Here is a 25,202-nt window from a genome sequence, read left to right on the forward strand (position 1 = left end):
GTGCGGTGGGGAAGTCGTTGCCCGGTCAGCCGCCGCACCGCCGGATGGTGGTCTCTGTCTGGCCGTGGGCGGTGATTACCTTGGAGTACTACGTCGCGCAGATCCGGCCGCTGTTCTAAACGACCGGCCCGACGACGGGGTGATGTTTCCGACCGGGCGGGGCAGGCGATCTCCAACCGGTCGGTCGACGACCGGCTCGCGCACTGGCGCGCTGCGGCGGGGGTTGCCGGACTGCCTCTGTGTCCATTGCCTGCGCCATACGTACGTGACCAGGCTGATAGAGGCCGGTTACGACGCGCGGTTCGTCACCGAGCAGTTCGGCCACTCCCACGCTGTGACCACCGCGATCCACACCGCGCTGTCCAGCGACTATCAGAACACCAAGGGTGCGTGAGTTCCTTAAGGCACAGCAGGCTCGGCCACGCCTATCTGGCGAGGTCGGACCTGACCGGCGGGGACCTGACCGGCGGGGAACTCACCAACGCAGACATCACCAAAGCCGACCTGACGAAGGCGGACCTGCGCGATGTGGACCATCGAGACGTTCGGCGGAGCTGACCGGCCGGGCGTCACCTGCTATCGGCTTGGCGTCACGTTCGGCGCACGCCGGTGTCTGGTTGGCGCATCGAACCCGTCGGGTCGTGTTGGTAACCCCGGCTATTGAAGTTGCGGAGTTCACGGACGCGGGCGCCGCTGTAGGTCTCGGCGTGTCGACGCGATCGGCTGCGGAGGAAGACCTAAGAGGACATCTGATCTGCTTTTGGGTGCGAGTACCTCTGTTTTGCGCAGATCGTTTTGCCAGTTTCGGCGTTCGGGGTGGTCGAGGTTGCCGTCGAACACGCCGTGGACGTCCGCGTCCCCCTTCGGCGGAAGCGCAGCCGTCGTGCTGGTCGTCGTTGGGTTCACGAGAGTCGCATCTGCCACCGAGGCGGTGGTGAACCCAGCCAGCACGGCGGCCACGGATACGGCGATCGCCCATCGTAAGGGTCTCGTCATCGTCCTCCCTCGTGAATGGGTTGATCCCTCCCGTGTGGCGTCTCCGTCCGGTCGTGCGGTGACGCCACACGGGAGGCGCGTCAGCAGCGCACGGCTGAGCCGTAACCTTCCAGGTTCTCGTCCCAGACCCAGCCGGCGATGCCCTCTCCGACCACCCGGACCCACGTCCAGGTGTTGCCGTAGTCGTTGACCGTGTAGCAGTGGTAGTGCAGCCGCGTGCTGCTGTCGATAGAGCCGTCGATCGGACAGTCCCCGTACGGGCCCGCCGAGCGGACCGGGACGCTGCCCTTGGACGGGTAGCCGTTGTTGAACGTGTCCTTCGCCGAGTGCGAGTGCGGACGACACGCCGCCGATGCCGACACGCCGCCCTCGACCGGCACGGCGGCCGCGGGCGACGGTGCCATCCAAATGAGACCGACCGCGACGACGCCAAGCGCAGCCAACGCTTTACGCAACGCCATGTTCTTCCTCCGTGTGGTGATTGAATCGGCATGTTCTTCACCTGTGATGCGTTTGCCACAGTGCCGGGCAGTCCCTGAAAGGAGACTGAAGCAACCTGAAGCGTCTTTCAGGGTCATTGATCGCAATAGGGCATAGTGCGGCTATGCGGGTACTGGTGGTGGAGGACGATCGTCGGTTGGCCGGGCTGCTCGTGCGCGGGCTCGCGGCGGAGAATTTCGTCACCGACGTGGAATACAACGGTCTGGACGGGTTGTGGCGGGCGGGCGAGCACGCTTACGACGTGATCGTGTTGGACGTGATGCTGCCCGGACTCAACGGCTACGAGGTGTGCGGGCGACTGCGGGCCGCGCAGGTGTGGACGCCGATCCTGATGCTCACCGCCATGGACAGCGAGCTGGACGAGGCCGAGGGCCTGGACATCGGCGCGGACGACTACCTGACCAAACCGTTCTCCTACCTGGTGCTGGTCGCCCGACTGCGGGCACTGGCGCGCCGCGGCGCCACGCCGCGACCGGCCGTGCTGCGCGCCGGCGACCTGGAACTGGACCCGGCGATGCGGACCTGCCGCCGCGGCGACACGCCGATCATGCTGACCGCCAAGGAGTTCGCGGTGCTGGAGTTCCTGCTGCGCCACCGGGACAGGGTGGTTTCCAAGGCCGAGATCATCGCCGGCGTGTGGGACGAGGCCCGTGAGCCGGAACCCAACCTGGTCGAGGTCTACATCAGCAGCCTGCGCCGCAAGATCGACACACCCTTCGGCCGGCGCACCATAATCACAGTCCGCGGCACGGGCTATCGCCTGGGTAGCCGGGAAGGGTTACTCGCATGAGCGGGCGGATGCCCAGACGGCGTTCACTACGCAGGCGAGTCACCTTGATCGCCACCCTGGTCGTCGCCGTGCCGATCATCACCGTGGCGGCGCTGGCCGCCGTCTTCCTCAAGAACCAGGCCATGCGATACGGGGTATCACCGGATGGCCAGGCCAGTCAAATCTGTGCCTTCGGCGTATACATTCGCCCCGAGACCAATCTGGTAGCTGATGGGCCGAGTTGGGCGAGTGAGTGCGTCGCTGACGGCGACAGTCTGCAGCTGCCGCCGGTGAAAGTCGACGACCTCAGACTTCCAGGAGTCGGAACCTCGGAAACGGTCATCTCGGTGTTCGCCCAGCGCACATCCGGTCCGTACATTCCGCACCTTTCGCTGTGGCCATTCACGGACACCGACTCCATCGAGTTTGGAAGATGGCGTACCGACGGCACGGTGGAAGGCCGGTATCCGCTCTCCAGACTGGGATTAAGCCTGGACCCAGACGACCCAACGACGATGAAAGACCTAGGCCCAGTCTACGAGGCGAGGTGGCTGAAAGTACGGAACCAACTCACGCAGGCCCAGCGAACCCTGAATCTTCAAATCATGTCGCTGGGCGGTGGTGCGTTGTCGCTGATCGGGTTGTTCGCACTGGTGGCGTGGGTGGCGACCGGCCGGGTGTTGCGGCCGGTAGAGGCGATCCGGCGCCAGATGGCCGACATCACCGAGCACGACCTGACCCGACGCGTACCCGTGCCGCGGGCCCACAACGAAATCGCACGCCTCACGACCACGGTCAACACCACCCTGGATCGGTTGCAGGCCGCAGTGGAGGAGAACCGACGCTTCGTCGCCGACGCCTCCCACGAACTACGCAGCCCCATTACCGCCCTGCGCGCAGAACTGGAAATCGCCACCGCCCACCCAGACCAGGCCGACTGGCCCAACATCGTCGACGCCGCACTGGCCGACACCCAGCGCCTGCAAAGCCTCGCCACCGACCTGCTCCTGCTCGCGCGCCTGGACCAGACCGCCACCACGCCCGCAGCCGTCCATGCCGGCACCGTCGACCTCACCGCCCTCGCCACCGACCACATCGCCCGCCGCCGGACCCGCCACACCCTCATCGCAGACCTACCCGACTACCCGGTATCGGTCCCCGGCCGCCACGCCGCGCTGGAACGACTGGTGGGCAACCTGCTCGACAACGCCGAACACCACGCCACCACCACCGTCACCATCCGCCTCGCCACCACCGACGACCACGCCGTGTTGGAAATCGTCGACGACGGCCCCGGCATCCCACCCGAAGACCGCGAACGCGTCTTCGACCGCTTCACCCGCCTCGACGACGCCCGCACCCGTGACAGCGGCGGCACCGGACTCGGACTGCCCATCGCCCGCCGCATCGCCACCACCCACGGCGGAACCCTCAACGCCACCGACCACCCCAACCGACACGGCGCGCGACTCGTCGCCACCCTGCCCCGCACGCCATCGAACCGGCGCCCCGCACTCCTCTAGATCAATTACCCCTTCACCGAAGATGTGTCGCAGCCGATCGCGGAATGGACCCTCGACACCTATAGGGCCAGGGGCAGGGTGGCGACAAGTCGCGCGCCGCCCGTGGGGTGATTGGTGGCGTGGAGTGTTCCCGCATGCGCGGTGGCGATGCGGCGTGCGATGGCCAGTCCGAGGCCAGCGCCGCCGCTGTCACGGGCGCGGGCGTCGTCCAAGCGGGTGAAGCGGTCGAAGACGCGGTCGCGGTCTTCGGGTGGGATGCCGGGGCCGTCATCGACGACTTCCAGGATCGCGTGCCGATCGGTGGTGTCCAGATGCACGGCGATGCTGGTGGTGGCGTGGCGTTCGGCGTTGTCGAGCAGGTTGCCCAGCAGACGCTCCAGCAGGGCGCGACTGCCGTGCACGAGGGCCGGGCGATGCGGCAGGGTGGCGGTCAGGATGTGCTCGCTGCGGCGGCGGACGGCGTGTTCGCGTACCAGGTGGGTGAGGTCGACGGCGGTATCGTGGCCGGTCATGGTGGGGACATGGTCGAGGCGGGCCAGCAGGAGCAGGTCGGTGGCCAGGTGCTGAAGGCGTTCAGTGTCGGCAAGGGCAGCGTCCACGACGGCGGGCCAGTCGGTCATACTGGGGTGTGCGGTAGCGATCTCCAGCCCCGTCCGTAGCGCGGTGATCGGGCTGCGCAGTTCATGCGAGGCGTCAGCCACGAATCGTCGGTTCTCGTCTACCGCGTGCTGCAACCGGTCCAGGGTGGCGTTGACCGTGGACGCCAGGAGCGTGATCTCGTTCCGAGCGTGGGAAACGGGCACCCTGCGGGTCAGATCGTGCTCGGTGATGTCGGCCATTTCCCGCCGGATCGCCTCCACCGGTCGTAGCACTCGCCCCATGGCAAGCCAGACCACGGAGGCGATGATGCCGACCAGTGCCAGCCATCCGACGGCCAATACGAGCACCTGTCTGTTGATCGTCCGTTGGGCGTCGACCAGGTCGTCCCCCAGGTGGAGGAGCTGCGAGACGGGTCGACTCGGTCCGATCCTGCCGTTGTCGGACACCGGGTGGTAGTCGATGCCGGCGGGGTCGGTGAACGGCCACAGCGACAACTCCGCAACCCACGCCTGGGACAAATAGTGGGCTTTGGCCGACACCACTTTGTCGGCGTCGGTGGCTCCGACCACGAGGACGTCGCCCATCCTCGCGGACGTTATCTCGATCTCGCTCGAGCCACCCTCGCACCGGGACGCCAACCGCACGAGGTCCGACGCATGCGGGTCCGGAGGCTGCTGCGGTCGAGGTGGCCGGGCGAGCACGCTCGCCTCGATGCAGATGCTGTACATCTTGGGCGCCGTGTCGGGCCGAGTTGCCTGGCTGTGGAGGAACACCCCCGCACCAGCCGCCAAGGCGAGCAGCGGCGCGCCGATCGCCACGGCAGCCAGGAGCGTCACCCGGACGCGCATCGACGGCGACCTCCACCGCCCGCGGGTCATGCGCCGACTCCGCCGTCGCAGCACAGCCGGTAGCCGTAGCCACGGACCGTCGTGGCGGTATCCCGGCGGAGCGGTGTGTCGATCTTGCAGCGTAGGATGCTGATGTAGACCTCGACCAGATTCGGGTCGGGGTCGCCGGCCTCGTCCCATGCCCGGGCGGCGATCTCCATCCTGGGCACCGCCCGATCGGCTCGGCGCAGCAGAAACTCCAGCATCGTGAACTCCTTCGCGGTCAGCGCCACTGGATGCCGCCTGCGGTAGCGCAGTCGGGCGGCGAGGTCCGAATCCGGGTCGCCGGCACGCGGAACCGTTGGGAAGGGCACGCCACCGTGGCGGGCCGGGACCCGCAAACGTACGACCAGTACCGGCCGGGAAAACGGTTTGGTCAGGTAATCGTCGGCACTGTGGGCGAGACCTTCGGCCTGGCCGCGCTCGCCGCCCTTTGCGGTGCGCTTCAGGATCGGCGTCGACACCTTTGCCGCCCACCGCTGTCGACGTATCCGGTGATCATTCAGTCCTGGCGGCATCAGACCCAACCTGATCACCTTATAGGGATACCCAGTAGCCCACCACAATCCGTCAAGACCGTCATACTCCGGCAACGCCTCCGGCTCTACCACGACTGGCGGCACGATACCCTGGCCGCCCAACAGCAGGTACAGCGCGAATGCCGACCCGACGCATTTCGAATCGACCGCGAAACCCTCTGCGTTGAGCCCGTGGACGAGCAAGCCGGCCAGGCGTCGATCATCCTCCACAACTAGGACTCGCATGAACCTACTATGCCCCATCGGTCGACGGTTTCCTGAAGAACACTTCAGCCCGGTTCAGGAAGCGTTCGGTTCAGGAAGCGTTCAGGGCCGCATGACACGGTGCCGATGCGAATCCATTGGATTTCTTTCGTATGGGCTCGCGAGAAGGCCCTGTCTAGGCCGATCGGATGAGTCATTCGTTCGCACCACCTCGCCGACACCTGTGGGCGACACCGCCTGCGCGCGACTAGATTGTATTGCTCGGGGACGTTGGTTGTGGATCATGCTGCCCGAGGTGCTGTTCGGTCGGGTCAGTTAGTTCAAACCGGCCAGCATGTCGGCGCCTGAGCCGGCCCAGGTAATGGCTGCCACGGCCGCGATGGAACCGTGAAGGCGAAGTGGCGCAAACGTGACACGCGACCGCCGACGCCATGCTTCATCCCGATCACCCGGTCGGCGATGCGGTGCGCGAGCGGGAGGCCGGCTCCGGCGTTGACGGTGGCAGCGCTCGGTGGCTCGGACCGGCCGCGCCTGGGTTCTGCGCGGCTCGATCGGGCGAGGCTGGACGTCACGGCTCAGGTACCCGGCATGACCGGTTGCCTCATGGGGCGTGCTTGAGGATCGGCGGCCTCACAGGGATCCGATCGTGCAGGCGCGCTGGACCGCGTCCGCGCGGTTGTAGAGATCCTTCAGCTCGACACCGTTCTCGACCGCGGCGAGAAATCCATCGAGCGCCACCCTCGCGGTGGGTGGCAGGTCCACCGATGCGACCAGGCTCGCCAGCGTGGCGTGCGCCTCGTAGACCGACCCCGAGTAGCGCCCGGTCGACTCGGTGTAGCCGTGCTCGTCGAAGGTGCGGGACATGCGGATCTCGCCGGTCAGCTTCCCGATCATGAACCACACGTGTTGATCCTGGTCGGCCCGCCGTTCGATCTGTCGATGCAAGTCGTCCAACGCGCCGGCGTAGGCCTCCAGAACCACGCTCCGATCGGCCCGGCCCGACGACTCGGACCGATCCGGCGACAGCTGCTGCTTGGTGGCAAGCACCGTCGCGACCTCGGGTTGTGTGAAGCCCACTGCCAGCAGGGCCTCGACGAACGTGCTCCAGGTGATGTGTTCGTGGGCGTGCCCGGGCATGAGCGGAAGCTGATCACCGAGGGTCCAGCCCAGGGTGAAGTACTGGCCGCGATGTGCGGAGGGTGCTTCCGATGGGCCCGGACCGGGGTACACGTGCACGTTGCCGGTGATGGTGCCTGCCTGCAAGACGGGGCCGTTAACAACTCCGCCGACCTCATTGCGCACTCGATCCGCCCTTCGTCCGTCAGGAAGGCTGCGTGGGAGGTCGAGGACACCTCCGCCTCCACAGTCGGCCAATGCTAGATCGCGACTGCCGGTCGAAGGGCCGCACTATTCGTACCTACAGAGCTTTCGGTGCCGCCTCCGATCTCGCAAGCCGACCCCCGCGCCGCTACCCCGCGCCGGCACCTGGATGTACTGCGGGCCGTTGGGCAAGCGCGGCAACTGCCAGGTCGGGGTAAGCGTGCACGCGGTCACCAACTGGACCTCCGCAGCTGTGGAACCGGGCGGCGCGGACGCGTCCCTCACCGCCGTGTGACTCGCGTGCGGCGACCTCGCGTTGCAGATGGCGTGTCGGTGATCGTGCTGTCGCGGCGCTGGCGGAGCCCGGCCGCGAGTTCACGAGCGTGCGGGGTAGGTGCCTCGTCGACCTCGGCCAACCGGGTGGTCAGCAGGCTCAGCGTTCGAGGGATCGCGTCGAGCTGTCCGAGTCGTTCCTGCAGGCGCATGATGTCGCGATAGAGCAGTTCGTTGTGGGGGTCGAACGCCCTCGCGACCTCCAGCAGGTCCAGCGTCCGCTGCGGGTCGGACTCGACCAGGGCGCGTGCGAGCGCGGCCACGGCGTCGATCGCGTCGCGGCGGATCGCCTCGCGTGCGGGTTCGATCCATGCGGTCGACATTCCGTCGGCCAGCGGCCCGCCGTAGTTGTCGACCACCTGCTGGTAGGCGTGGACGCGTTTCTGGGCGGTGGTCGCCGTGCGGCGTGTGGTCACCGCGTCCGCGAACCGCCAGTAGTCGACCGTGATTACCGTCGGATCGAGTTGGTAGCGGCCGTTGCCGACCACGACGATGTCAGTCACCGTCTGGTCGGTGGCGGTGGCCACTGCGTGGCGCATCCGGGCCAGTGCGGTGTGCAGGGCGTTGGTTGGTCGGGCAGGCGGATCGTCGTTCCACAACGCGGACACGAGTGCGTCACGGGTGGCGCCGTCGGGGTACAACGCCAGCAGTACCAGTAGTTCCCGTGTCCTGGGCTGCAATGCCCCGGTGATCTCCCGCGCTCGCCGATCGGTGTCCGCTCCGTCGGGTCCGGGGTTCCAGTGCACGCGGAGCGCGCCGAGCACCGTGACCGTGATCGGCGGCGCCCAGGCGGGTTCGGTGTCGGGGTCCGGCGTCGGGTCGGTCGCGGTCGTGATGTGGTCTCCGGTCGGCTCCGGTTTGCCGTCGCCGCTGTCGAGGACATCGACGGCCTCGGGCGGAGGCGGTACTGCCAGCTGTGGTTCCGTAACAGCCGCTGGGCGCAGACGAACGCCGGACGTCGTGCCGCGGCACGAGCCGAGGATCTCCAACTCGGTGTCAGTAGGCCCCACCATCCCTGCGGCGATCGTGGCTTCCGGTCGGATATCGCGTTCCGCTTCGGTGGCGTCGCCGTCGACGCCGCTCGTCGTCGACGGTCCGCCTCCGGGCGAGGCCGTGCGGTGGTTCGCGGTCGGTTCCGCGGACACGATCCGGGAGCGCGGTATCGGCGGCACGGGCACATCGGCACCGCCGGGCGTGTCTGGTTGGGCTTGGTGCAGCAGCGTCAGCAGCTCGGTGGTGTCGTCGTCGCCGAGGTGGAACATCCGCGTTCCCCGCAGGGCCTCTCCCAGGCCGGGGCCGGTGGCCGAGACGGTGCCGTCCTCGCGGACGTAGGCGGTCACTCCGGGCTGCCATTGCCCCAGCAGGAACCCGGTGATGCCGAACGGGGCGCCGTTGTCCAGGACCGCCTGCAGCCGCTGCCGCCGGTGCTCCGGCGTTCGTGCCACCAGCACCAGCGGCGGCCACGAGCCCGACGCCGTGCCCTGGCGGCGACCGGTCCCGGCCCGCACGAGGGTCTCGGCCTCCAGCGCGTCGAGCGCGGCGTCGAGGTCGGCGACAACGCGGAGCGCAGCGGGCAGACGCGCCCGGCGGATCCCGTGCCCGAGCAACCAGGCCAGGTCAACCGCCGGGATGAACATGCGGGTTCCCGGCCCCGACAGGCTGGTCGCCGGGCGCTGCGCGGAGGTGGTGAGCGTGGCGACCACCAACGCGCGGACCGTCGCGGGCGCACCGGCGCCGACCAGGCCGACACCGCGTGAGGCGGCGAGGTCCAGGGCGATCTCACGACCGTCGCGGATGCCCAGTCCCGGAGCGAACGCGGCCCGCTCGCCGGAGCCTGTCCCGGATGCGCCTACGACGAGCACCGCGGGCGGTGGTACACGCTCCTCTCCCTCTTCCCAGCCGTCGTCGTCGTGCTGTTCGGCGCGCAGGTGCGCCAGCCGCAACTGGTAGACCACCGGCGCCACCGGCAGGTCGGTGCGGTCGCCGCTGCCGGGCCGGTAGCGGCTGTTGTGGCGGCGGCGGGCGATCATCAGGGCTGTGCTGACCGCCGAGGCGAGCCCGAGCCCGACGAACAGCTGCACACCCCAGCCGATCGCCGGCTCGGGTGTTGTCTCGGTGGTCGGTGGCGGCTGCCGGGTCGACGGCGATGTCGTCGGGGTGCTCTGGGGTGTGTGGGTGGTCTGCGGGGCTTGTCGCGTCGACGGAGCCGGCGTCACCGTGCCGCCGGGTCGCGGCATCGAGGTCGTCGGTGCGGGTTCTTCGGGCACCGGCGGCGGGGGGACGTGCTTCTCGGGCGGTGGCGACGGCACGGTGGCGCCTGCTGGCAGTGCGAACTCCTCGCCGGGGAAGATCAGGCTGGGTCGGGTGAAGGTGCCGCCGCCCGGTTGGGGTTTGCCCTTGTTGAGTTCCCAGATTTCGGGCCAGCGGTTGCCGTCGCCGAGGGTGCGTTGGGCGATGCGCCACAGGGAGTCGTGCACGCCTGTGATGGGGTCCGGCGCCAGTGCCACGGCCGCCTTCGCGGAGGCGGGCTGGTCGGTGGTGGCGGGTGTGGTGTGGTGGGGTGCGGCGTAGGTGGCGGCGCGGACGGTGGCGGCGTTCTGGTCGGACGGGTGGTTCCAGGCTGTGGCGGTGGCCACGACCTCGGAGCCGGTGCCGGGTCCGGCGGATGGCGGGTTCGGTTGGGTCAGGGCGGCGCGGTGTCCCAGGACCGAGATCAGGGTGGCGCCGACGAGCACGGCTGCGACCCGGTGCACCGGTCCGGCCGTCGCCGCGGGGTTGGGCGGTCGCACGTCGCGGACGATCTCGATCGCGCAGCCGGCCACGTCGAGGGTGAACAGTGCCCACACCAGCCAGCCGGTGCAGGCGAGGAAGTCCAGCAGGAACCCCGTTGTCATCGGACCGAGCAGCACGCCTTCGATCTCCGCCCACGACGGCGGATGGTCGGGCAGGGGCCAGCCGACGAAGTGCGTGAGGGCCCACGGCAGGCCCGCCAGCAGCCCGATGAGGACCACGGTGGCCAGCACCCCGCGCAGCAACCTTCCGACCCACCCGGTGAGGCGCCCGACACCGCGCCGGACACGCTCGCGCGCACCGGGCTGCCGTTGGCGTGGTGCTGCGGCCATGGCGTGCTCGATTCCTTGCCGGTACGAGGTTCACTGCTCGACGTCACAGGGGTCGCGGTGGGGCGGACGCGTCGGATTCACCCGGCGAGGTGATCAGGCGGTCGCCGAAGCTCCGAGGGAGACCGCGGCAGGCTCACCAGGTGCCGGTGCTTCGCCGTTCGGGGACGGGCGGGACCCGGTGGGTTCTCGGCTCGCGTCGCCCTGCGTGGCGGGCATGGCGGGTGTGGGCTTCTTGCGTTTGGTGCGGGTGGTCCTGCGACCGGCGAGCCAGTGGGTGAGGTCAGCGGCCTTGAGGTCGGTGAAGTCGGCCAGTTCGTCGATGTCGATGACGTCCTGGGCGGCGGCGAGGATGTCGCCGAGTTGACGTTCGATGTCCTCGAGTCGTTCGGTGATGGCGGCCCGGCGGTGGGCGAGTTCGCCGACCTGCTGCGCCGCGGTGGCCCTGCGGGCGCTACGGGCGGTGTCGGCTTGCTCGACGCGCTGCCGGATCTCTTCGGGCGTCGCCATGCTGTTTCTTCCTTCCGGTGACGCGTCCGTATCGGATGCGGTCGGGATGGTGGAGGTCAGGGTTCGATCGCGGTGACCCCTCGTTGTGGATGGGCGCTTCCTGTGCCGTGCACCGACAGCGAGCCGATGCCGACCAGGCCGAGTAGTTGGGTGGGTCGGGACGCGGTCACGGTGACCGTGACGGTGTCGCCGGAGACGGTCACCGTTCCGGTGGCGCCTTCGGCGGTCAGGTGGGCCTGGGCGTTCGCGACCGCCTGCGCGGGCACGAGTCGTAGGGTTCCGCTGCCGCGGTAGGTGGTCAGGTCGATGGCCTGGGCTCCGGCGCGGGCGGCGGCCTCGGCCTGGCCGTTGGCCCGTACTTTCGCGGCCAGTGCGAGACCGCCGTCGAGGGTGAGTCCGGCCAGGGCGAGGATGCCGGTGGCGAGTACGACGACGAACGCGGTCACCTGTCCCTCGTCTGCTCGCCACCAACCATGTCGGGAACACTCCCGGGTGTTCCACCACGCCGACCGGCTGGACCGGCCGCGGCGGTTCACGGGCTGATCCCGGTGGTCGATCTCCACACGTCGACGGGCTCGGCCGCGCTGGAGGAGAGTGTTTTCCCGACCGGCACACCGAGGATCAGCGCGTCGCCGAAGTCGACGGCGCACGACACGGTGACGGTCACCGTGCCACCGGGTATGAGGCCGCCGGTGGCGGTGTCCACGCTCACCGAGCGGCACGCCACCCCTGCCGAGGCCAACGCGCCCGTCGCGGTGATCTGGGCGGCCAGGGTCGCCGCGGCGGGAGTGCGTTCGATGCTGGCGGCGCGGGCGGCTTGGTGGGCGGCGTCATCGAGACGGATGCGGGCGTCCACGCCCCGGTGGGCGACGACGCCGACGAACACCAGCAGCATGGCCAGGACCGGTGCGGCGATGGTGACTTCGGCGGCCACGGAGCCGCGGTCGTCGTGCCACCACGCCGCCCGCCCGCACCGTGTGGGATGTTCCCGGCAGTGGCGCCGGTCCGGGGTGCCGCGCGGTGCCGTTGTCCTCCGGTGGAAGGTCATGGTTGTCACCCGCCTGCCGTGTCGGGGACGAAACGTTCGACGGGACCGGCGGCTTCGGCGCGGACCGGGAGGCCTCGCAGGAACGGCACCACCGTGGTGGCCGTGCCCGAGATCCGCACGGACGCCGCCGACACGCCCCGGTCGGCGGTGACCTCGGCGCCGGTCAGAGGTCCGCCGGCGAACTGGTCGAGGACCTGGTGCGCGCGTGCCGTGCCGGTGGCCGCGGTCCCGTTCTGCACGCGTGCCGCGGCCAGGCCCTGCGAGGCGGCGGCCTGCGCGATGTGGGTGGCGTGCGACCACAGCGCGAACTGCACGATGGCCAGCAGCATCAGCAACAGCAGCGGTGTGGCGATCACCAACTCGGCGGTGACCGAACCGCGTTCGCCTCCCAGCGTCCGTCCGGCACGTCGACCCCACAGGGCCCACCGTCCGCACCCGGACCGCTTGTCTCTGCGGTTCACGGGATTCACATGGTGATGCCGTTGGCTTTCTCGGTGACCTTGGCGACCACGATCGCGACGACCGCGAGTGCTGCGAGAACGAGCAGTGCGGTCACCAGGACGGTCTCGGTCGAGTACCCGGCGTCCGGTTCGCGGCGCAACGTCTCCCAGCGTGCTTGTAGAATTGTCCACAACGCCTCCATGTGCGAGTGCATCACGTTCTCCTCCCCTGTCGTGTTACGGCACGGCGTCACAGTCCATTGAGGACTTGTGTCAGTGCCGGGTAGGCGATGAATGTCAGGAATCCGAGGAACAGCAGCATGACCGGCAGCGACATGCGTTCGGTGGCGGCTTGGGCCTGGCTCTCGGCCTCGGTGATCTGGTGTGTGCGCAGGGTGGCGGCCTTGGCGGCCAGCGAGGCGCGGACCTTGGCGCCCTCGGTGCCGGCCAGGCTGACCGACGCGGCGAGTTCAGCGAGTTCGGTGACGTCGAGTTCTTCCCCGAGGCGGCGCAGTGCGGTCCATGGGGTGGTGCGGGTCAGGCGGGCGGTGTCCAGGGCGCGGCGGATCCGGTCGAATGCCCACCCGCGGCCGATGGTGACCGCGCCGCCCAGGGCGCTGTCGACCCCGGCGCCACCGGCGAGGGTGATCCACACCAGGTCCAGGTAGGCGGACAGGGCGTGGCGGAACCCGACGCGCAGTGTGGCGGCCCTGGTGCGGGCGTGCAGGTCCGGCCCGACGAACCCGGCCGCGGCGAGGACGAGCCCGGCGATGATCGGCGCTTCGACGCCGGGGCCGAGGCCGGCCGCGGTGAGGGCGACGGTGGGCAGGACGGGCAGTAGCAGTCCGGCGACGGTGAGAGTGGCTTTCTCCGCCAGGTGGGTCGAGGTCGCCCGGCCGATGACCGCCAGGTCGCGGGCCAGGCGTGGGCCGGGAAGGCCCAGGGCGCGCAGCGGGGCGACGGCGGGTCGGCCGAGCCGCGCGGCCCAGCCGGTGTCGTCGGTGGCGGGGGTCGGTGCCGGGGCGGGTGGTGTGGTGGCGCGGGCCAGGACGGCGCCGAGCGTCGGGCGTGGCGGGAACATCCCGACCGTCAGCGCCCACAGCCCGAGACCGAGACCGGCTCCCAGCGCGATCGGGGTGATCATGCTGCTACACCTGCCTTTCGGTGACGGGCACGGTGTGGTTCGCCTGGGCGTCGGGGGCTGTCCCCATTGCCCCGAGTTCGTGATCGCCTCGAAGTTCCAGATGGCGGGCTTGCCCAGGTGAACGCGGGTGCACTCGATGGTGTGAATCCGTCGACCAATGGTCGAGATTCCCGACGGCCTGCCGATATTCGCACTGCATGGTGATTCCCGATGAACTGAGGTGCTGGCGTTGCTGGCTGAGGTGCGGTCGTTGGGACAAGCGAGGCGGCAGCTCGCGCCTGGAGAGCTTGAGGACTTCGAACAGGAGCTTGTGGATCAGTACGCGCTGGCGCTCGTGGGAGCGGGTGTGACCGACCGGGTGGTCGCCGGTGAGCGGTCGGTGTTGTTCGACTTCATCACCCTTCTGGGGCGGCACGTATGGACGACGACCGTGGAGGACGCCGACCGTTTCCTCGCCCTTCAGCGCAAACGCGGCCTGGCCGCTTCCACGATCTACAACAAGGCTGTGGTACTCACCGGGTTCTTCGACTTCCTGACGGTCCGCTACCAGGGCGACGTCCACGCTCTGACCGGACACGTGCTCGCGCATCCGATCGACGAGTTCAACCGCCCCGCCTGTACCGACAGTCGCGCCTCGCCGCGGGTCCCGCCCACGACCGGCGAGGTGGACACGCTGTTCACGGGCTGGCGTGACTCGCTCGCCCACAAGCGGAAGTTCCTGACCGCCGCACGGGATTACGTGGCCGCCTCCCTGTGGCGCCGGGTGGGCCTGCGGATCGGCGAGACGGTGATGTTGGACATCCGTGACTGGCACCCCGAGCTGGGCGAGCACGGCAAGCTTCATGTCAGGTTCGGCAAGGGCAGCCGCCGACGAGGGCCGAAGATCAGGCTCGTGCCCGCGATCAACTCCGCCGACGCGCTGCTCGGTTGGTGGCTGAACGAAGTGCGCCACCAGTTCGACGACGACTACGCCAACCCCGACGCTCCCCTGTTCCCCAGCGAACGCTACGACTCCTTGACCGGGCACTGCGAACGCATCGGCCACGAGTCGCTGCGGTCGGGACTGTCCGACGCGGTGGCCACGTGGCTTCCGGCGTGGAAAGGACGGCTCACCCCGCATGGCCTGCGGCACTTCTGCGCCTCGTCCTTGTACGAGAGGGGAATGGACCTCAAGGCCATCCAGGAATTGCTCGGCCATGCCTGGCTTTCGACCACGACCTCGTACATCCACGTCCACAGCGGACACATCGACCACGCCTGGACGACGGCCAACCAACGGGTGACGGCGCGGCTGAGCGAGAAGGAGCACTGAGACCATGCGGTGGAACATGCGGATGAAAGCCGCCGAGCAGGGGATCTGGAAATCCACCGAGCTGCGCCGACGGCTCGCCGAGGCAGGCTTGGAGATCAGCGCCGGAAAGATGTCCGCATTGTGGACCGGCACCCCGACCACGATCCGCCTGGACGACCTCGACGTGATCTGCTCGGTGCTCCACTGCGTCCCCAGCGACCTGCTGATCTGCGAACCCGAACTGGTCGCCGCCCGCCGACCGGCCAGGACCGCGACCGCAAACGCGCCCACCTCGACGCCCGCGCCGAGGCCCGGACGGCGACGATCGGTCCCACCGGCATGACCCCGCCGAAACTGTGCGAGGGTTGCGGCCTCAGACCCGAAGGCTACTCGCGGCGCCAATGGTGCTACGACTGCAAGGCAGGCAGCAAGGGACGACCGCGGCCGTGTCGCCGTTGCGGGTCCACACAGGACTACTGGGCCTCTCGGCTGTGCCGCCGCTGCCACCAGTACGCGCCGCAACTCCCCGAGTCCTGCGGAGACTGCTACGCCTGGGGCGCCCAACGCATCCACAAATGGATCTGCCAGGGCTGCCGCGGCTGGCGACAGTGGCAGTCCCGCACAGGCCGATGCCTCGGCTGCCGACGGGACCAGACGCTCAACGAGCACCAGGCGTGCCGGCTGTGCTGGCTGCAGACCAAACGCGTCCGGCGACCCGGCGATCGCGTCGACGTTCCCGCCGCCAACCGGTTCGGTCAGCAGCTCATGTTCGCCGACATGTCCTCGTCCAAGAACGGGCACCGCCCGCACCCGCGTATACGACGCAACCGGCCATCCGACGACGTTCCAGAACTCCTGCCACAGCAGCCGGTCCAGCCGGAAGTGCCGGGCCAACTGGACCTGTTCGCCAGGGTGCCGGTCGTGGACACGGCACGACGCTACGGATTCCCAGCCCCGGGTGACGGTCGACAGGCGGCGCACCTCGACCGTCTGGCCGTCGAACACGCCGTACTGCATGGCTGGAGCACCTATCGGACCTACCGTGCCCGCGTGGCCATCCGCGTACTGCTCGGCATGCGGGACACCACCGACATGCCCATCACGACCCACGAGGTCGACCGACTGCGCACCGTCGCCCTGCCGGTCGAGGCGGTCTCCGCCATCCTCACCTCGGCGGACCTGCTGCACGACGACCGACCCGACAGCCTGCGACTGTGGTTCGACGATCAGATCCGCGACCTGCCCGACGTCCTGGCCGACGAGCTCCGTATCTGGTTCGACGTGATGCGCCACGGCAGCACGACACCACCGCGCCGCCGGCACCGCTCCGAGATCACCATCCGCTATCACACCCGATCGGCGATGCCGATCCTTCACGCCTGGGCTTCGACAGGAACTCGATCGCTTCGCCAGATAGGCCGCCAGGACGTCCTCGAGGCTTTGCCCACCACGGGCAACCCCCGCACACAGGCGGGGCGGGCCTTTCGGTCGATCTTCACAATTCTCAAGGGCCGCAAGCTGATCTTCCAGAATCCGATGGCCCGCATGAGATTCGAGCAGTACACCCGACGCACACCCTTGCCCATCAACCCGGAACAGATGCGCGTCCTGCTCGACTCGCCCGACCCCACCGCCGCAGCCCTCGCCGCGCTCACCGCCTTCCACGGCCTGCGGCCGGCCGAACTGCGCACCCTGCAGCTCAACGACTTCCGCGACAGTCGTCTGTACCTGACCGACCGCACCGTGCCCCTGGCACCGCTCGTGCTGCAACGCCTCGCGGACTACCTCGACCACCGGTACCGACGGTGGCCCAACAGCCTCAACCCGCACCTGTTCGTCAACTACAAGTCCGCCTGCACGGTCGACCCGGTACACACCAACTGGCCCAGGAAACGCCTCGGCACCGCGCCCACCGCCATCCGCCGGGACCGCATCGTCGACGAAGTGATCTCCACCGGCGGTGACCTCCGCAGGGTGTGCGACTTCTTCGGCGTCACGATGGCAACGGCCGTCCACTACGGCACCGTCCTGGAGCATCCAGACCTGACCAACGACCACCTCGGTTCGCCCAACCCACGCGTGAAGTGACACCATCAGCGCTCACCCCACCCGGAGTTCCGGCCAACCGACACTTCGGTTCTCGTGAACTGACCAACTTCGGTCAGGAAGCGGTCGGGTTGCGTGACGCGGGCGATACGGGCAAGCCAGCCGAACCCGGCTGCGAACAGGGTTCCGATGCCCAGCAGCATGATCTGTCCGGTCGCGTTGTCGTAGGCGGCCGTGTAGTCGCGGTTGAGCAGCACCACGGCGGCGGCGAAGGTCAGGGTGGTGCCGACGATGACCCGTACCGAGGTGCGGGTGCGGGCCCGTCCGGCCTCCACGCGCATCCGCATCGAGGCTTGTCCGCGGGCGGCGTCGGCCAGCGACCCCAGCAGCTCGGCCAGGCGGCGGGTCTGTTGTTCGGCGGCGAGCAGGAGGGCGGCGACGACGAGGTCGCCGACCGGGTCGTCCAGCCGTTCCCCGAGCCTGCGCAGCGCGGGTGCCAGGCGCTCGCCGTTGCCGATGTCGGCGGCGAGGTCTCCGACATCGCGGCGGATCGCCGCCGGGGCCAGTGGCGCGGTCGCGAGGATCGCCTGCTCCAAGCCCGCGGCGGCGGACAGGGTGTCGCGCAGCATCTCCGTCCAGGTCGCCACGGCCTCGATGCGCGCCACCCTGCGGGCCTGCCCGGGATCCCTGCCCAGCACCCGCGGCAGCGCCCGACAGGCGAGCCCGGCCAGCACGGCGCCGACCACCCAGCCGGTCAGCAGGCCGGTCACCAGCCCGACCGCCACGGCGGACGCGAGCCGTAGTGTGCGCTGTCGGTCGGCTCGACCACCGGCGCGGATTCGACCGCGACGCGGACGGTAGGCCCGGGAGCTGTGCCGGCCGAGGATCACCAGCACCAGGCCGAGCCCGGTGCCGCCGCCCAACAACGCGGCCGTCGCGGTGACCGTGCCGAGGGCGATGGTCGCGAGGGTGGTCACGGTGACCACCAGCCCTCGGGGTTCTCCAGCACGCCGGGGTCGAGGCCGACGTCGATTAGGTCGTCGAGCGTGTCGCCGCGCATCGCCCCGGCCACGGGGCGGGCGCGGCGGTCGGTGCCGGGGCGGTAGACCTCGTTGGAGATCACCTGTGGGCCGTCGGCGCCCACGACCTCGCGGATCGAGGACACCACTCGGGTGCGGCGATCCTGCGCGCGGGCCAGGTGCACCACGAAGTGCACCGCCGAGGCGACGAGCAGGTTCGTCGCCTCCAGGGGCAGCCGTTCCACACTCTGGGCGGCGTAGGAGGCGAGCCGGGTGAACGCGATCCGGGAGCTGGAGGCGTGCAGGGTGGCCATCGAGCCGTCGTTGCCCTGCGACATGGCGTTGCACATCGGGATGACCTCGGGGCCGCGGATCTCCCCGACGATGACCCGGTCCGGGCTCATGCGCAGGCCCCAGCGGACCAGTTCGGCCTGGGAGACGGCGCCTTCGCCTTCGACGTTGGGGTCGCGGGCCTGGAACGCGGTCACGTCGGCGTGGATGTCCGGGTCGCGGTCCAGGCCGAGTTCGAAGGCGTCCTCGATGGTGACGATCCGCTCCAACGGGTCCATCTCCGACGCCAGCGCCCGCAGCAGCGTGGTCTTACCGGCCCCGGTGCCGCCGGTGATCAGGATGTTCTTGCGGGCCTTGACCAGCGACCGCAGGAACTGTTCCAAGCCGGGGTCCAGGGTGCCGCGCCGGCGCAGCTGCGGCAGCGCGACAGTGAGATAGCCATGACGGCGGATCGACAGCGCCGTCACTCCCCCGGCGGTCAGTCCCATGACGGCGAACAGCCGCTCGCCGCCGGGGAGTTGGAGGTTGAGCGCCGGCGAGCCGTGGTCGAACCGCCGTTCCTGGCTGCCGGCGCGCGCGGCGAGCAGGCGAACGAGATCGGTCAGCTCCTCGTCCGAGGAGGCGATCGGCCCGACCTGGGCGCGGCGGCCGTCGTCGTAGTGGACGAACACCCGGTCGTACCGGTTGGCGTTGATCGTCTCGACGGTCGGATCGTCCAGCAGCGGCTGCAAACCGGCCATGCCGAACAGCTCGTTCACCACCTCGCCCACGACCTGCTGCTCCGCCTCGCGGGGCAGCAGCCGGCGGCCCGCTGCCAGCTCGTTCTCCGTGTGGGCGCGCAGCGCCTCCTCGATGATGCCGCGGGCCAGTTCACGGCGCGCCTCACGGGTGGTGGTCGTTCCGGTGCGGTCCTGCCGGTCGGCCACCCGCCGCGGAAGTTCCACGTTCAACCGCTCCCGCAAATATTGGTGCAGCCCGGTCACGGCGGCCGAGAGGTCCACCGAGTCGTCGTCCTCTACGCCCCGGCCCGGTGGCGGCACTTCCTGGCCCGGCCCGCCGGACCGCGGCGTGCAGTCACCGAGTCGCTGGTGGAGACGCAGCGGCACAACGGCATGGTGCTCGGTCGGGAACGTCATGACGCCTGCCCTCCTTGCCGAGGCCCGTTCGGGTCGCTGCCGGAGCCTGGTGCGGGTCGGGTGCCGTCGAGCGAGGGCCGCTCGGGCGGGACATCGAGGACCGCGCGCAGCGTCGGCGGCGGAGCGGGTTCCGCTTCCCCGGAGGCGGCCACGGGCGGTTGTTCGTGTGCGGCGAGCCGGAGGGCGACCTTGTGGGCGTAGCGGCCCAACACGGAATGCGCCGGGTCACCGGTACGGCCCCAGCGCACCATGTTCGGTCGCCCGCACAGCACCGCCGCGCCGATCGGGTCCTCGGGTATCCGGCCCAACGGCGCCACACCGAGCTCACGGGCGACCTCGGCGGTGGAGAAGCCGTCACCGACCAACAGCAGCACCGGGTTCGGGCTCCACCGACCGACCACCGGCAGCCGACGGGGCAGATGCGCGAGATCCTCGGCGTGCGCCCGCGACAGCAGCACCACCACGTCGGAGCAACGCACGATCGACAGGGCGGGCGAGCCGGGATCCACCCGCCCGCAGTCGACGACGAGCACCGTTCCCGGTTCGTTCGCCGCCGCCCGCAGCACTCCGAGCCCGCCGTCCGGGTCCGGCAGCACAGCGGACAACGCCGCGCGCGCCTGGTCGGCATCCGATGGGGCGGTGACGACCGGCAGGCCGCCCGGTAGTCGGTGGCTGTGCCGCCACACCAGGTCCGCGTCACCGCCGTGGCGTGCGGCGGCGGCAAGGCCGACCAGGCCCGGTGCCGCGGGCAGGAAGAACCGCAGGGCCAGGTCTCCGCCGGACGGGTCGGCCTCGACCACGAGCGCGCGGGTCGGGGCCGGCCAGCGGGCCGCCAACGCCACGGCGAACGTCGTCACACCCGGCGAGCCCTTCAACGACAGCACCGAGACCAACATCATCGACCACCGCCCGACGACAGCATCACGACCGCCAATTGCCCCGCCGGCACCGCGGCGACCTGACGCGCGGCCGCCTCGGTCAACTGCACCGAGACCACCGTGGTCTGCTCGTTCACCGGCGTGGTCACGCCCGTGACCACCGCCGGCCACACCGTGCCGCCGTCGGTCGACGGGCTGCTCGCGGTGCCCGCCTGGCCGGACACGAACACCACCGACACCGGTGTCCCCGCAACGATCTCCGGCGGGAACTGACCAGGTTTGAGCGCCAGCGCGGCGATCGCCTGCCCCGCGGTCGGAAGCACCGCCCCACCGACCGAATCCGGGGTGAGCAGCGCCCCGGCCGACAGGCTGGTGGCCATCGGCCTGCCGACCACCGCGGCCACCCGATCCGCCCCGACCACGGCGACGCCGGGATCGACCGCGACGTTAACCTGCCGCAGATCCTGCGCGGTCAACACCCGGCCCACCGACATGTCGCGGGCCAACGCCAGGACAGCCTGCCGGTCCCCGGAGCTGATCGACACCAGCACGAACCCGCCTGCACAGGCCAGCACCAACAGCACGCCGAGCAACAGGTACGGGACGCTGCGGCGGCGACCGCCTTCCCGCAGGCGGGAAGCGGACGGTCGCGTGCCGTCCCCGACCCAGAGACCGTCCGCCGGGCCGGCGGAGTGGTCGGTGACCGGCCGGTTCGTGGTGTTGGTGGTCATACCGGTACCTCCAGAAGGCAAAGGAGTAGTACGCCGCGTCGCCGAAAGGCGAGCAGCGAGCGGAACATGTGGTCGCGCGGTGGGTGTCGGCCCGATCAGAACCGCCGGTGACCGGTGCCGGTCAGCCGCCGTTGTTGAGCGCGTGGGACTCCGCCACACGGAAACTCGCAGTGCCCGTCGTGGTCATGTCCGGGAACGTCCCACCCTGCCCCGCACCCGACCACGTGACCATCCAGCGCACGATCGCCGACACGGGGAAGGCATGCCCGGATTGGTCCGCTGATGAACGACGGTAGATATGGCCACAATCCGGTGAAGGCGACGTGGGCTCGGCATGCGGCCCGTAGGGAGTGCCGGCACCCGTGCACGTCACCGAGCCACCATCCCCCATCGACCAGGTGACCGACCTCGGCTTCGCCACGGCCGTCACCGACACACCGGTCACCGACGCGTTCGCCGACACCTCCTCCCAGCCACCGCTCAACCACAACCACGTGGGCAGGTTGACCAACTGGTCCTCGGCGGGACTGGCGGCGATCGTCACCTCCGGCAGGCGCAAGCGGTTGCGCGCGACCTCCGCCACCTGCTCCGGCGAGAGCGCAGGCTGTGCACCACCAGCTGGAACCCAGACCGGCCCGTGGGACAACGGGTCCTTGCCGTCCGGCGAACACAGCACCATGAACCAACCGCCTGCCTCCTGCGGCTGCCCGCCGGGCGCCTCGTAGTCGATCGGCTTGTAGCCGCAGTCGACGAACGGATCCTCGTCGTCTCCCCCGACTTGGTCCGCGCCGGCCGGGTGGTCGGGATTCAAGCCCTGGTTCGGCTGGTGGCTGTTGCCCGCACCGAGGTCGCAGACGGGTGCGAGCACTCGGCCGCAGTCGACGGTTCCCCATGGATCCGCGAAGGCCGGTGAGGCGCTGCCGAGGAGCAGCAACGCCAGAATGGCGGCGGTCTGCTTCAGCACGTCCCGACCTCCTGGACTCCGAACTCGACGACTTTCCACGTGCCGTCGGCCTGCTCCTCCACGATGGCGTCGATGTGACGCCTGCCGCCCGGCTCGTCGTCCGCCGGTTGCCCGCTGTCGGCGTAGTGCCTGGTCCAGTTCGTCGAGTCACCACAATCGGTGACGATGATCCTGGTCGGCGCCCCGACAGGCTCGGACGACGACACGGCGGGGTTGAGGACCGGCCGGCCACGCGAAACCACACCCTTGTAGCGGTCGCCGTACAACCCACGAGTCAGTGTGTTCAACGCCGTGCCGGTCGCGAACTCACCCAGCTTCGGCGACTGCCAATCGGACGTCGTGGCGGCTTCGGCGAAACTGAGCCACATGCCCCGGTAAGCGTCCGTCGCCAGCCGCCCGGCTTCCCCGGCCGGGTCGGACGGCAGGCTCGACGCCTCGAGGAGAACGGATGCGTCGACACTGACCGGTTCCCCAGGTCCGGCAGACGTGCCCGAGCCCGGTGCACTGCACGCGGCGACCGCGATCAAGATGACCAGGGCCGTGGCCGTGCTGTGGAAGATCTGCATGTCCGTCCTCAAGTCGTGGTCGTCATGGCGGAAGGGGACGCACATGTCGAACCCCCGTAGCGGTCGGTCAGGGAAGACTGAGTGCCATGAGCGCGCCGCCGACGATCGCCGGCCCCATCGCGAGACGCTCTCCGGAGCCGATCCGACGAACTGCCAGGAGCACGGTTGCCGTCACGCCCGCCAGCACCAGCGCGACCAACAGCCCGAGCACAACGCGCGGCCAGTTCACCCAGCCGAGATAGAGGCCGACCGCACCGACCAGCGCGACGTCGCCACCCCCGATCCGCGGCGCCACCAACACCGCTGCGACCAACATCGCCACGAACAGCACGCCGGACACGGTCACCGCCCTCAGCAACGCACCGGTCTCCCCGATCCGGAGCGCGGCGTGCCCGAGCAGGACCAGCCCGCCGAGCAACATCGCGCCCGTGATCACGTGAGGAAGGCGGCGACACGTCAGGTCGATCAACACGAGCTGGGTGCCGGTGATCGCCAGCCAGCACACGGCAGGCAACAGTGGCGAGCCCTCGAACCGGTAGGTCAGCAGTACCAGCAGTGCACACAGGACCGATGTGGTCACCAGTGCATCGCTCGACCACGCCGTTCTCCACCACCCCGTCGGGAACAACCGTTGCCCGGCTGCGGCACGCGCCGTTACCGCGGTCAGCAGAGGTCCGAACGCTGAGCCGATGACCGTCCAGCACCATTCCGGCGACATAGCACCCCCTCAGTACGCAGGGTGACAATCCTCGCCGAACGGCTTCACCCTCTAGTCGGACACAAACCCGAAAGAGGATTTTGCGTACCGGCCCGCTGGAAGAAGAAACCCACGCCACTCCGATCCGCATCGCGGCCCACCTCGTCTACAGAAGTCACTACAGCACGTACATCAATCCCGGCACTGTTCACTCGATAGGGGCTTCATGGGATCGAAAGGACCAGTGGCCCGCGTCTGATCCGCATATCCTCAGTCTCTCGTGGTGGTTCCGGTTCCAACCCGGCTGACATCACGGTGACCTGGCCGTCTGGGGGATGGCAAGGGGGGCGGTGTATTCGCTTGAAGGGAATAACGAATAACAGCCAGAGAATCGGGGAGAAGCTCCGGCGGCTGCGCGTCGAAGCGGGTCACACACTCACGCAGTTCGCCGAGCGGTGCCACTACAGCGTCGGGCATGTGAGCAACGTCGAGAACGGGGTCAAGCCGGCCACGGAAGACTTCGCCCGCGCGTGCGACCAGGTGCTCGGAACCGGTGGCGCCCTCCTTGGCATGGTGTGGGACGAAGCTGGGAGAAGCCGTCATCGCCCGGCCCTCGGTCCATCGCAGCTACCGCCATCGGGGCGGCTGGTGGGCCGCCGTCGAGTGCTCGCGCAACTGGAACTCGCCACTGAAGACCTGAGGCGCGGTGTGTCTGCGGGTGTGCTCGCGCTGGATGGGCTGGCAGGTGTCGGCAAGACGGCCTTGGCAGTCTCGTGGGCACATCACATCCGGGAGGATTTCCCGGACGGCACGCTGTTCTACGACCTGCGCGGTTGGGCGCCCACCGTGGATCCGATCGCGCCCTTCGAGGTGCTTGAGGCGTTTCTTCGCGATCTCGGTGTCGGTCCTGCCGATCTTCCTTCGACGCTGGACCGGCGGACGGCGTTGCTGCGGACGCGGCTGGCGGGGACGCGGACGCTGCTCGTGTTGGACAACGCGTTCAGCACCGAGCAGGTGCGCCCGCTTCTGCCCGGCACGGCCGGCTGTCTGGTGATCGTCACCAGTCGTCGGAGGTTGTCGGGTCTGGCGATGCGCGAAGGTGCCCGCCTGGTGGGTGTCGAGCCGTTCACGTGTGACGAGGCGGTGAGCCTGTTGCGGGAGACGCTCGGCGAGGAGCGCGTCGACCGGGAACTCCACGCGGCCGGGCGGATCACGACGTTGTGCGCCTACCTCCCGCTGGCGATCAGGGTGGCGGCGGAGCGGGTGGCGGCGCATCCGCACCTCTCGCTCGACCGACTCGCCGACGACCTGTCCGCGATGGACAAGCGTCTGGACGCGCTGTCGTCTGAGGACGAGACGGTGCGGGCGGTCTTCTCCTGGTCCTACCGGGCGCTCACAGACGGCGCCGCCAAGCTGTTCCGTCTCCTGGGGCTGCACACCGGTGCCGCCTTCGGTCCGCACGTCGCCGCGGCGCTGTCCGGCGTCCCGGTCGACGAAGCGGGGAGGTCGCTGGACGAGTTGGTATCGGTGCGGTTGATCGAGCAGGTGGCGCACGACCGATACACACGGCACGACCTGCTCAACGCGTACAGCGTCGAACGACTGCTCCAGGACGAGCCCGGGCCTGACCGTGAGTCGGCGACGCGACGC

General features: G+C 69.4%; 25 protein-coding genes and 1 pseudogene. 8 read left to right on the top strand and 18 right to left on the bottom strand.

Annotated elements, in window-relative coordinates:
* Positions 1-142: 142 nt before the first annotated feature.
* Both ADK67_RS54850 and ADK67_RS49675 read left to right on the top strand, forming a co-directional pair.
* Positions 143-394: a tyrosine-type recombinase/integrase gene (locus ADK67_RS54850; protein WP_157621083.1), complete on the top strand. Its 252-nt coding sequence runs from the start codon at positions 143-145 to the stop codon at positions 392-394.
* Positions 391-558 (top strand): pentapeptide repeat-containing protein, encoded by a 168-nt coding sequence (locus tag ADK67_RS49675; RefSeq protein WP_082404233.1) that lies wholly within the window; start codon positions 391-393, stop codon positions 556-558. Before ADK67_RS54850 ends, ADK67_RS49675 begins: the two co-directional genes overlap by 4 nt.
* 518 nt (positions 559-1,076) lie before the next feature.
* Here the strand turns inward: ADK67_RS49675 and ADK67_RS33840 are convergent.
* The gene (locus ADK67_RS33840; RefSeq protein ID WP_053720629.1) at positions 1,077-1,400 is read right to left on the bottom strand and encodes a hypothetical protein; all 324 of its coding nucleotides are present in this window, start codon (positions 1,398-1,400) and stop codon (positions 1,077-1,079) included.
* A gap of 200 nt (positions 1,401-1,600) precedes the next feature.
* Between ADK67_RS33840 and ADK67_RS33845 the strand changes: the two genes are divergently transcribed.
* A complete protein-coding gene (locus ADK67_RS33845; protein WP_053720630.1) occupies positions 1,601-2,287 on the top strand; it encodes a response regulator transcription factor in 687 nt (228 codons plus the stop codon).
* A gap of 44 nt (positions 2,288-2,331) precedes the next feature.
* Entirely contained in the window at positions 2,332-3,789 is a 1,458-nt protein-coding gene (locus ADK67_RS49680) for a sensor histidine kinase (protein ID WP_082404234.1), read from the top strand.
* 59 nt (positions 3,790-3,848) lie between these two features.
* Here the strand turns inward: ADK67_RS49680 and ADK67_RS33855 are convergent, their stop codons facing one another.
* The 10 genes and pseudogenes from ADK67_RS33855 to ADK67_RS33900 all read right to left on the bottom strand — a co-directional run bounded on the left by ADK67_RS33855 (position 3,849) and on the right by ADK67_RS33900 (position 13,933).
* Positions 3,849-5,237 carry a sensor histidine kinase gene (locus ADK67_RS33855; RefSeq protein ID WP_053720632.1) on the bottom strand — a complete coding sequence of 463 codons (1,389 nt, stop codon included), beginning with the start codon at positions 5,235-5,237 and terminating at the stop codon, positions 3,849-3,851.
* A 26-nt stretch (positions 5,238-5,263) separates the two neighbouring features.
* Complete coding sequence (locus ADK67_RS33860; RefSeq protein WP_231648472.1) at positions 5,264-6,025, bottom strand: winged helix-turn-helix domain-containing protein; 762 nt, start codon at positions 6,023-6,025, stop codon at positions 5,264-5,266.
* A gap of 624 nt (positions 6,026-6,649) precedes the next feature.
* On the bottom strand, positions 6,650-7,321 hold the full coding sequence (locus ADK67_RS33865; protein WP_157621077.1) for a hypothetical protein: 672 nt from the start codon (positions 7,319-7,321) through the stop codon (positions 6,650-6,652).
* Between the two features lie 449 nt (positions 7,322-7,770).
* Positions 7,771-10,794: pseudogene (locus ADK67_RS55150) on the bottom strand (BTAD domain-containing putative transcriptional regulator); the annotation flags it as partial.
* A gap of 93 nt (positions 10,795-10,887) precedes the next feature.
* Positions 10,888-11,301, bottom strand: a complete 414-nt coding sequence (locus tag ADK67_RS33875; protein WP_053720635.1) for a hypothetical protein — start codon at positions 11,299-11,301, stop codon at positions 10,888-10,890.
* 56 nt (positions 11,302-11,357) lie between these two features.
* Positions 11,358-11,747 carry a hypothetical protein gene (locus ADK67_RS33880; protein WP_053720636.1) on the bottom strand — a complete coding sequence of 130 codons (390 nt, stop codon included), beginning with the start codon at positions 11,745-11,747 and terminating at the stop codon, positions 11,358-11,360.
* Positions 11,748-11,833: 86 nt separating this feature from the next.
* A complete protein-coding gene (locus ADK67_RS33885) occupies positions 11,834-12,235 on the bottom strand; it encodes a hypothetical protein (RefSeq protein WP_053720637.1) in 402 nt (133 codons plus the stop codon).
* Positions 12,236-12,354: 119 nt separating this feature from the next.
* Positions 12,355-12,810 (bottom strand): TadE/TadG family type IV pilus assembly protein, encoded by a 456-nt coding sequence (locus tag ADK67_RS33890; protein WP_442974217.1) that lies wholly within the window; start codon positions 12,808-12,810, stop codon positions 12,355-12,357.
* Between the two features lie 5 nt (positions 12,811-12,815).
* Positions 12,816-13,004 carry a hypothetical protein gene (locus ADK67_RS33895; protein WP_053720638.1) on the bottom strand — a complete coding sequence of 63 codons (189 nt, stop codon included), beginning with the start codon at positions 13,002-13,004 and terminating at the stop codon, positions 12,816-12,818.
* A gap of 35 nt (positions 13,005-13,039) precedes the next feature.
* Positions 13,040-13,933, bottom strand: coding sequence for a type II secretion system F family protein (locus ADK67_RS33900; protein WP_053720639.1), 894 nt, complete (start codon positions 13,931-13,933; stop codon positions 13,040-13,042).
* A 220-nt stretch (positions 13,934-14,153) separates the two neighbouring features.
* Here ADK67_RS33900 and ADK67_RS33905 point away from each other — a divergent pair, with 220 nt between their 5' ends.
* From ADK67_RS33905 to ADK67_RS33915, 3 genes are all read left to right on the top strand, one after another.
* Complete coding sequence (locus ADK67_RS33905) at positions 14,154-15,245, top strand: tyrosine-type recombinase/integrase (RefSeq protein WP_053720640.1); 1,092 nt, start codon at positions 14,154-14,156, stop codon at positions 15,243-15,245.
* Between the two features lie 4 nt (positions 15,246-15,249).
* Positions 15,250-15,567: a helix-turn-helix domain-containing protein gene (locus tag ADK67_RS33910; RefSeq protein ID WP_053720641.1), complete on the top strand. Its 318-nt coding sequence runs from the start codon at positions 15,250-15,252 to the stop codon at positions 15,565-15,567.
* 434 nt (positions 15,568-16,001) lie between these two features.
* Positions 16,002-17,312, top strand: coding sequence for a hypothetical protein (locus tag ADK67_RS33915; RefSeq protein WP_197289746.1), 1,311 nt, complete (start codon positions 16,002-16,004; stop codon positions 17,310-17,312).
* 5 nt (positions 17,313-17,317) lie between these two features.
* Here ADK67_RS33915 and ADK67_RS33920 read toward each other — a convergent pair whose 3' ends face one another.
* The 7 genes from ADK67_RS33920 to ADK67_RS33950 all read right to left on the bottom strand — a co-directional run bounded on the left by ADK67_RS33920 (position 17,318) and on the right by ADK67_RS33950 (position 23,435).
* Entirely contained in the window at positions 17,318-18,256 is a 939-nt protein-coding gene (locus tag ADK67_RS33920; RefSeq protein WP_442974218.1) for a type II secretion system F family protein, read from the bottom strand.
* Positions 18,244-19,716 (bottom strand): CpaF family protein, encoded by a 1,473-nt coding sequence (locus ADK67_RS33925; RefSeq protein ID WP_082404236.1) that lies wholly within the window; start codon positions 19,714-19,716, stop codon positions 18,244-18,246. The genes ADK67_RS33920 and ADK67_RS33925 overlap by 13 nt, the downstream gene beginning before the upstream one ends.
* Positions 19,713-20,615: a chromosome partitioning protein gene (locus tag ADK67_RS33930; protein WP_231648474.1), complete on the bottom strand. Its 903-nt coding sequence runs from the start codon at positions 20,613-20,615 to the stop codon at positions 19,713-19,715. The genes ADK67_RS33925 and ADK67_RS33930 overlap by 4 nt, the downstream gene beginning before the upstream one ends.
* Positions 20,612-21,325 carry an SAF domain-containing protein gene (locus ADK67_RS33935; RefSeq protein ID WP_053720644.1) on the bottom strand — a complete coding sequence of 238 codons (714 nt, stop codon included), beginning with the start codon at positions 21,323-21,325 and terminating at the stop codon, positions 20,612-20,614. Before ADK67_RS33935 ends, ADK67_RS33930 begins: the two co-directional genes overlap by 4 nt.
* Positions 21,326-21,446: 121 nt before the next feature.
* The gene (locus ADK67_RS33940; RefSeq protein WP_053720645.1) at positions 21,447-22,289 is read right to left on the bottom strand and encodes a hypothetical protein; all 843 of its coding nucleotides are present in this window, start codon (positions 22,287-22,289) and stop codon (positions 21,447-21,449) included.
* Positions 22,283-22,855, bottom strand: coding sequence for a hypothetical protein (locus ADK67_RS33945; RefSeq protein WP_231648475.1), 573 nt, complete (start codon positions 22,853-22,855; stop codon positions 22,283-22,285). The genes ADK67_RS33940 and ADK67_RS33945 overlap by 7 nt, the downstream gene beginning before the upstream one ends.
* A 67-nt stretch (positions 22,856-22,922) precedes the next feature.
* The gene (locus ADK67_RS33950) at positions 22,923-23,435 is read right to left on the bottom strand and encodes a prepilin peptidase (protein WP_053720646.1); all 513 of its coding nucleotides are present in this window, start codon (positions 23,433-23,435) and stop codon (positions 22,923-22,925) included.
* A gap of 432 nt (positions 23,436-23,867) precedes the next feature.
* Here ADK67_RS33950 and ADK67_RS33955 point away from each other — a divergent pair.
* Positions 23,868-25,202: helix-turn-helix domain-containing protein (locus ADK67_RS33955; protein WP_231648476.1), on the top strand; the 1,335-nt coding region annotated here is incomplete at its 3' end.

Source organism: Saccharothrix sp. NRRL B-16348 (assembly GCF_001280085.1).
In the GTDB taxonomy this organism is placed as follows: domain Bacteria; phylum Actinomycetota; class Actinomycetes; order Mycobacteriales; family Pseudonocardiaceae; genus Actinosynnema.

Bases quoted from the DNA above. Each gene is read 5' to 3' on its own strand.
- ADK67_RS54850 (WP_157621083.1), top strand. From the start codon at position 143: ATGTTTCCGACCGGGCGGGGCAGGCGATCTCCAACCGGTCGGTCGACG.
- ADK67_RS33840 (WP_053720629.1), bottom strand. From the start codon at position 1,400: ATGGCACCGTCGCCCGCGGCCGCCGTGCCGGTCGAGGGCGGCGTGTCG.
- ADK67_RS33845 (WP_053720630.1), top strand. From the start codon at position 1,601: ATGCGGGTACTGGTGGTGGAGGACGATCGTCGGTTGGCCGGGCTGCTC.
- ADK67_RS33855 (WP_053720632.1), bottom strand. From the start codon at position 5,237: ATGCGCGTCCGGGTGACGCTCCTGGCTGCCGTGGCGATCGGCGCGCCG.
- ADK67_RS33875 (WP_053720635.1), bottom strand. From the start codon at position 11,301: ATGGCGACGCCCGAAGAGATCCGGCAGCGCGTCGAGCAAGCCGACACC.
- ADK67_RS33895 (WP_053720638.1), bottom strand. From the start codon at position 13,004: ATGCACTCGCACATGGAGGCGTTGTGGACAATTCTACAAGCACGCTGG.
- ADK67_RS33900 (WP_053720639.1), bottom strand. From the start codon at position 13,933: ATGATCACCCCGATCGCGCTGGGAGCCGGTCTCGGTCTCGGGCTGTGG.
- ADK67_RS33910 (WP_053720641.1), top strand. From the start codon at position 15,250: ATGCGGTGGAACATGCGGATGAAAGCCGCCGAGCAGGGGATCTGGAAA.
- ADK67_RS33915 (WP_197289746.1), top strand. From the start codon at position 16,002: ATGTCCTCGTCCAAGAACGGGCACCGCCCGCACCCGCGTATACGACGC.
- ADK67_RS33925 (WP_082404236.1), bottom strand. From the start codon at position 19,716: ATGACGTTCCCGACCGAGCACCATGCCGTTGTGCCGCTGCGTCTCCAC.
- ADK67_RS33930 (WP_231648474.1), bottom strand. From the start codon at position 20,615: ATGATGTTGGTCTCGGTGCTGTCGTTGAAGGGCTCGCCGGGTGTGACG.
- ADK67_RS33935 (WP_053720644.1), bottom strand. From the start codon at position 21,325: ATGACCACCAACACCACGAACCGGCCGGTCACCGACCACTCCGCCGGC.
- ADK67_RS33945 (WP_231648475.1), bottom strand. From the start codon at position 22,855: ATGCAGATCTTCCACAGCACGGCCACGGCCCTGGTCATCTTGATCGCG.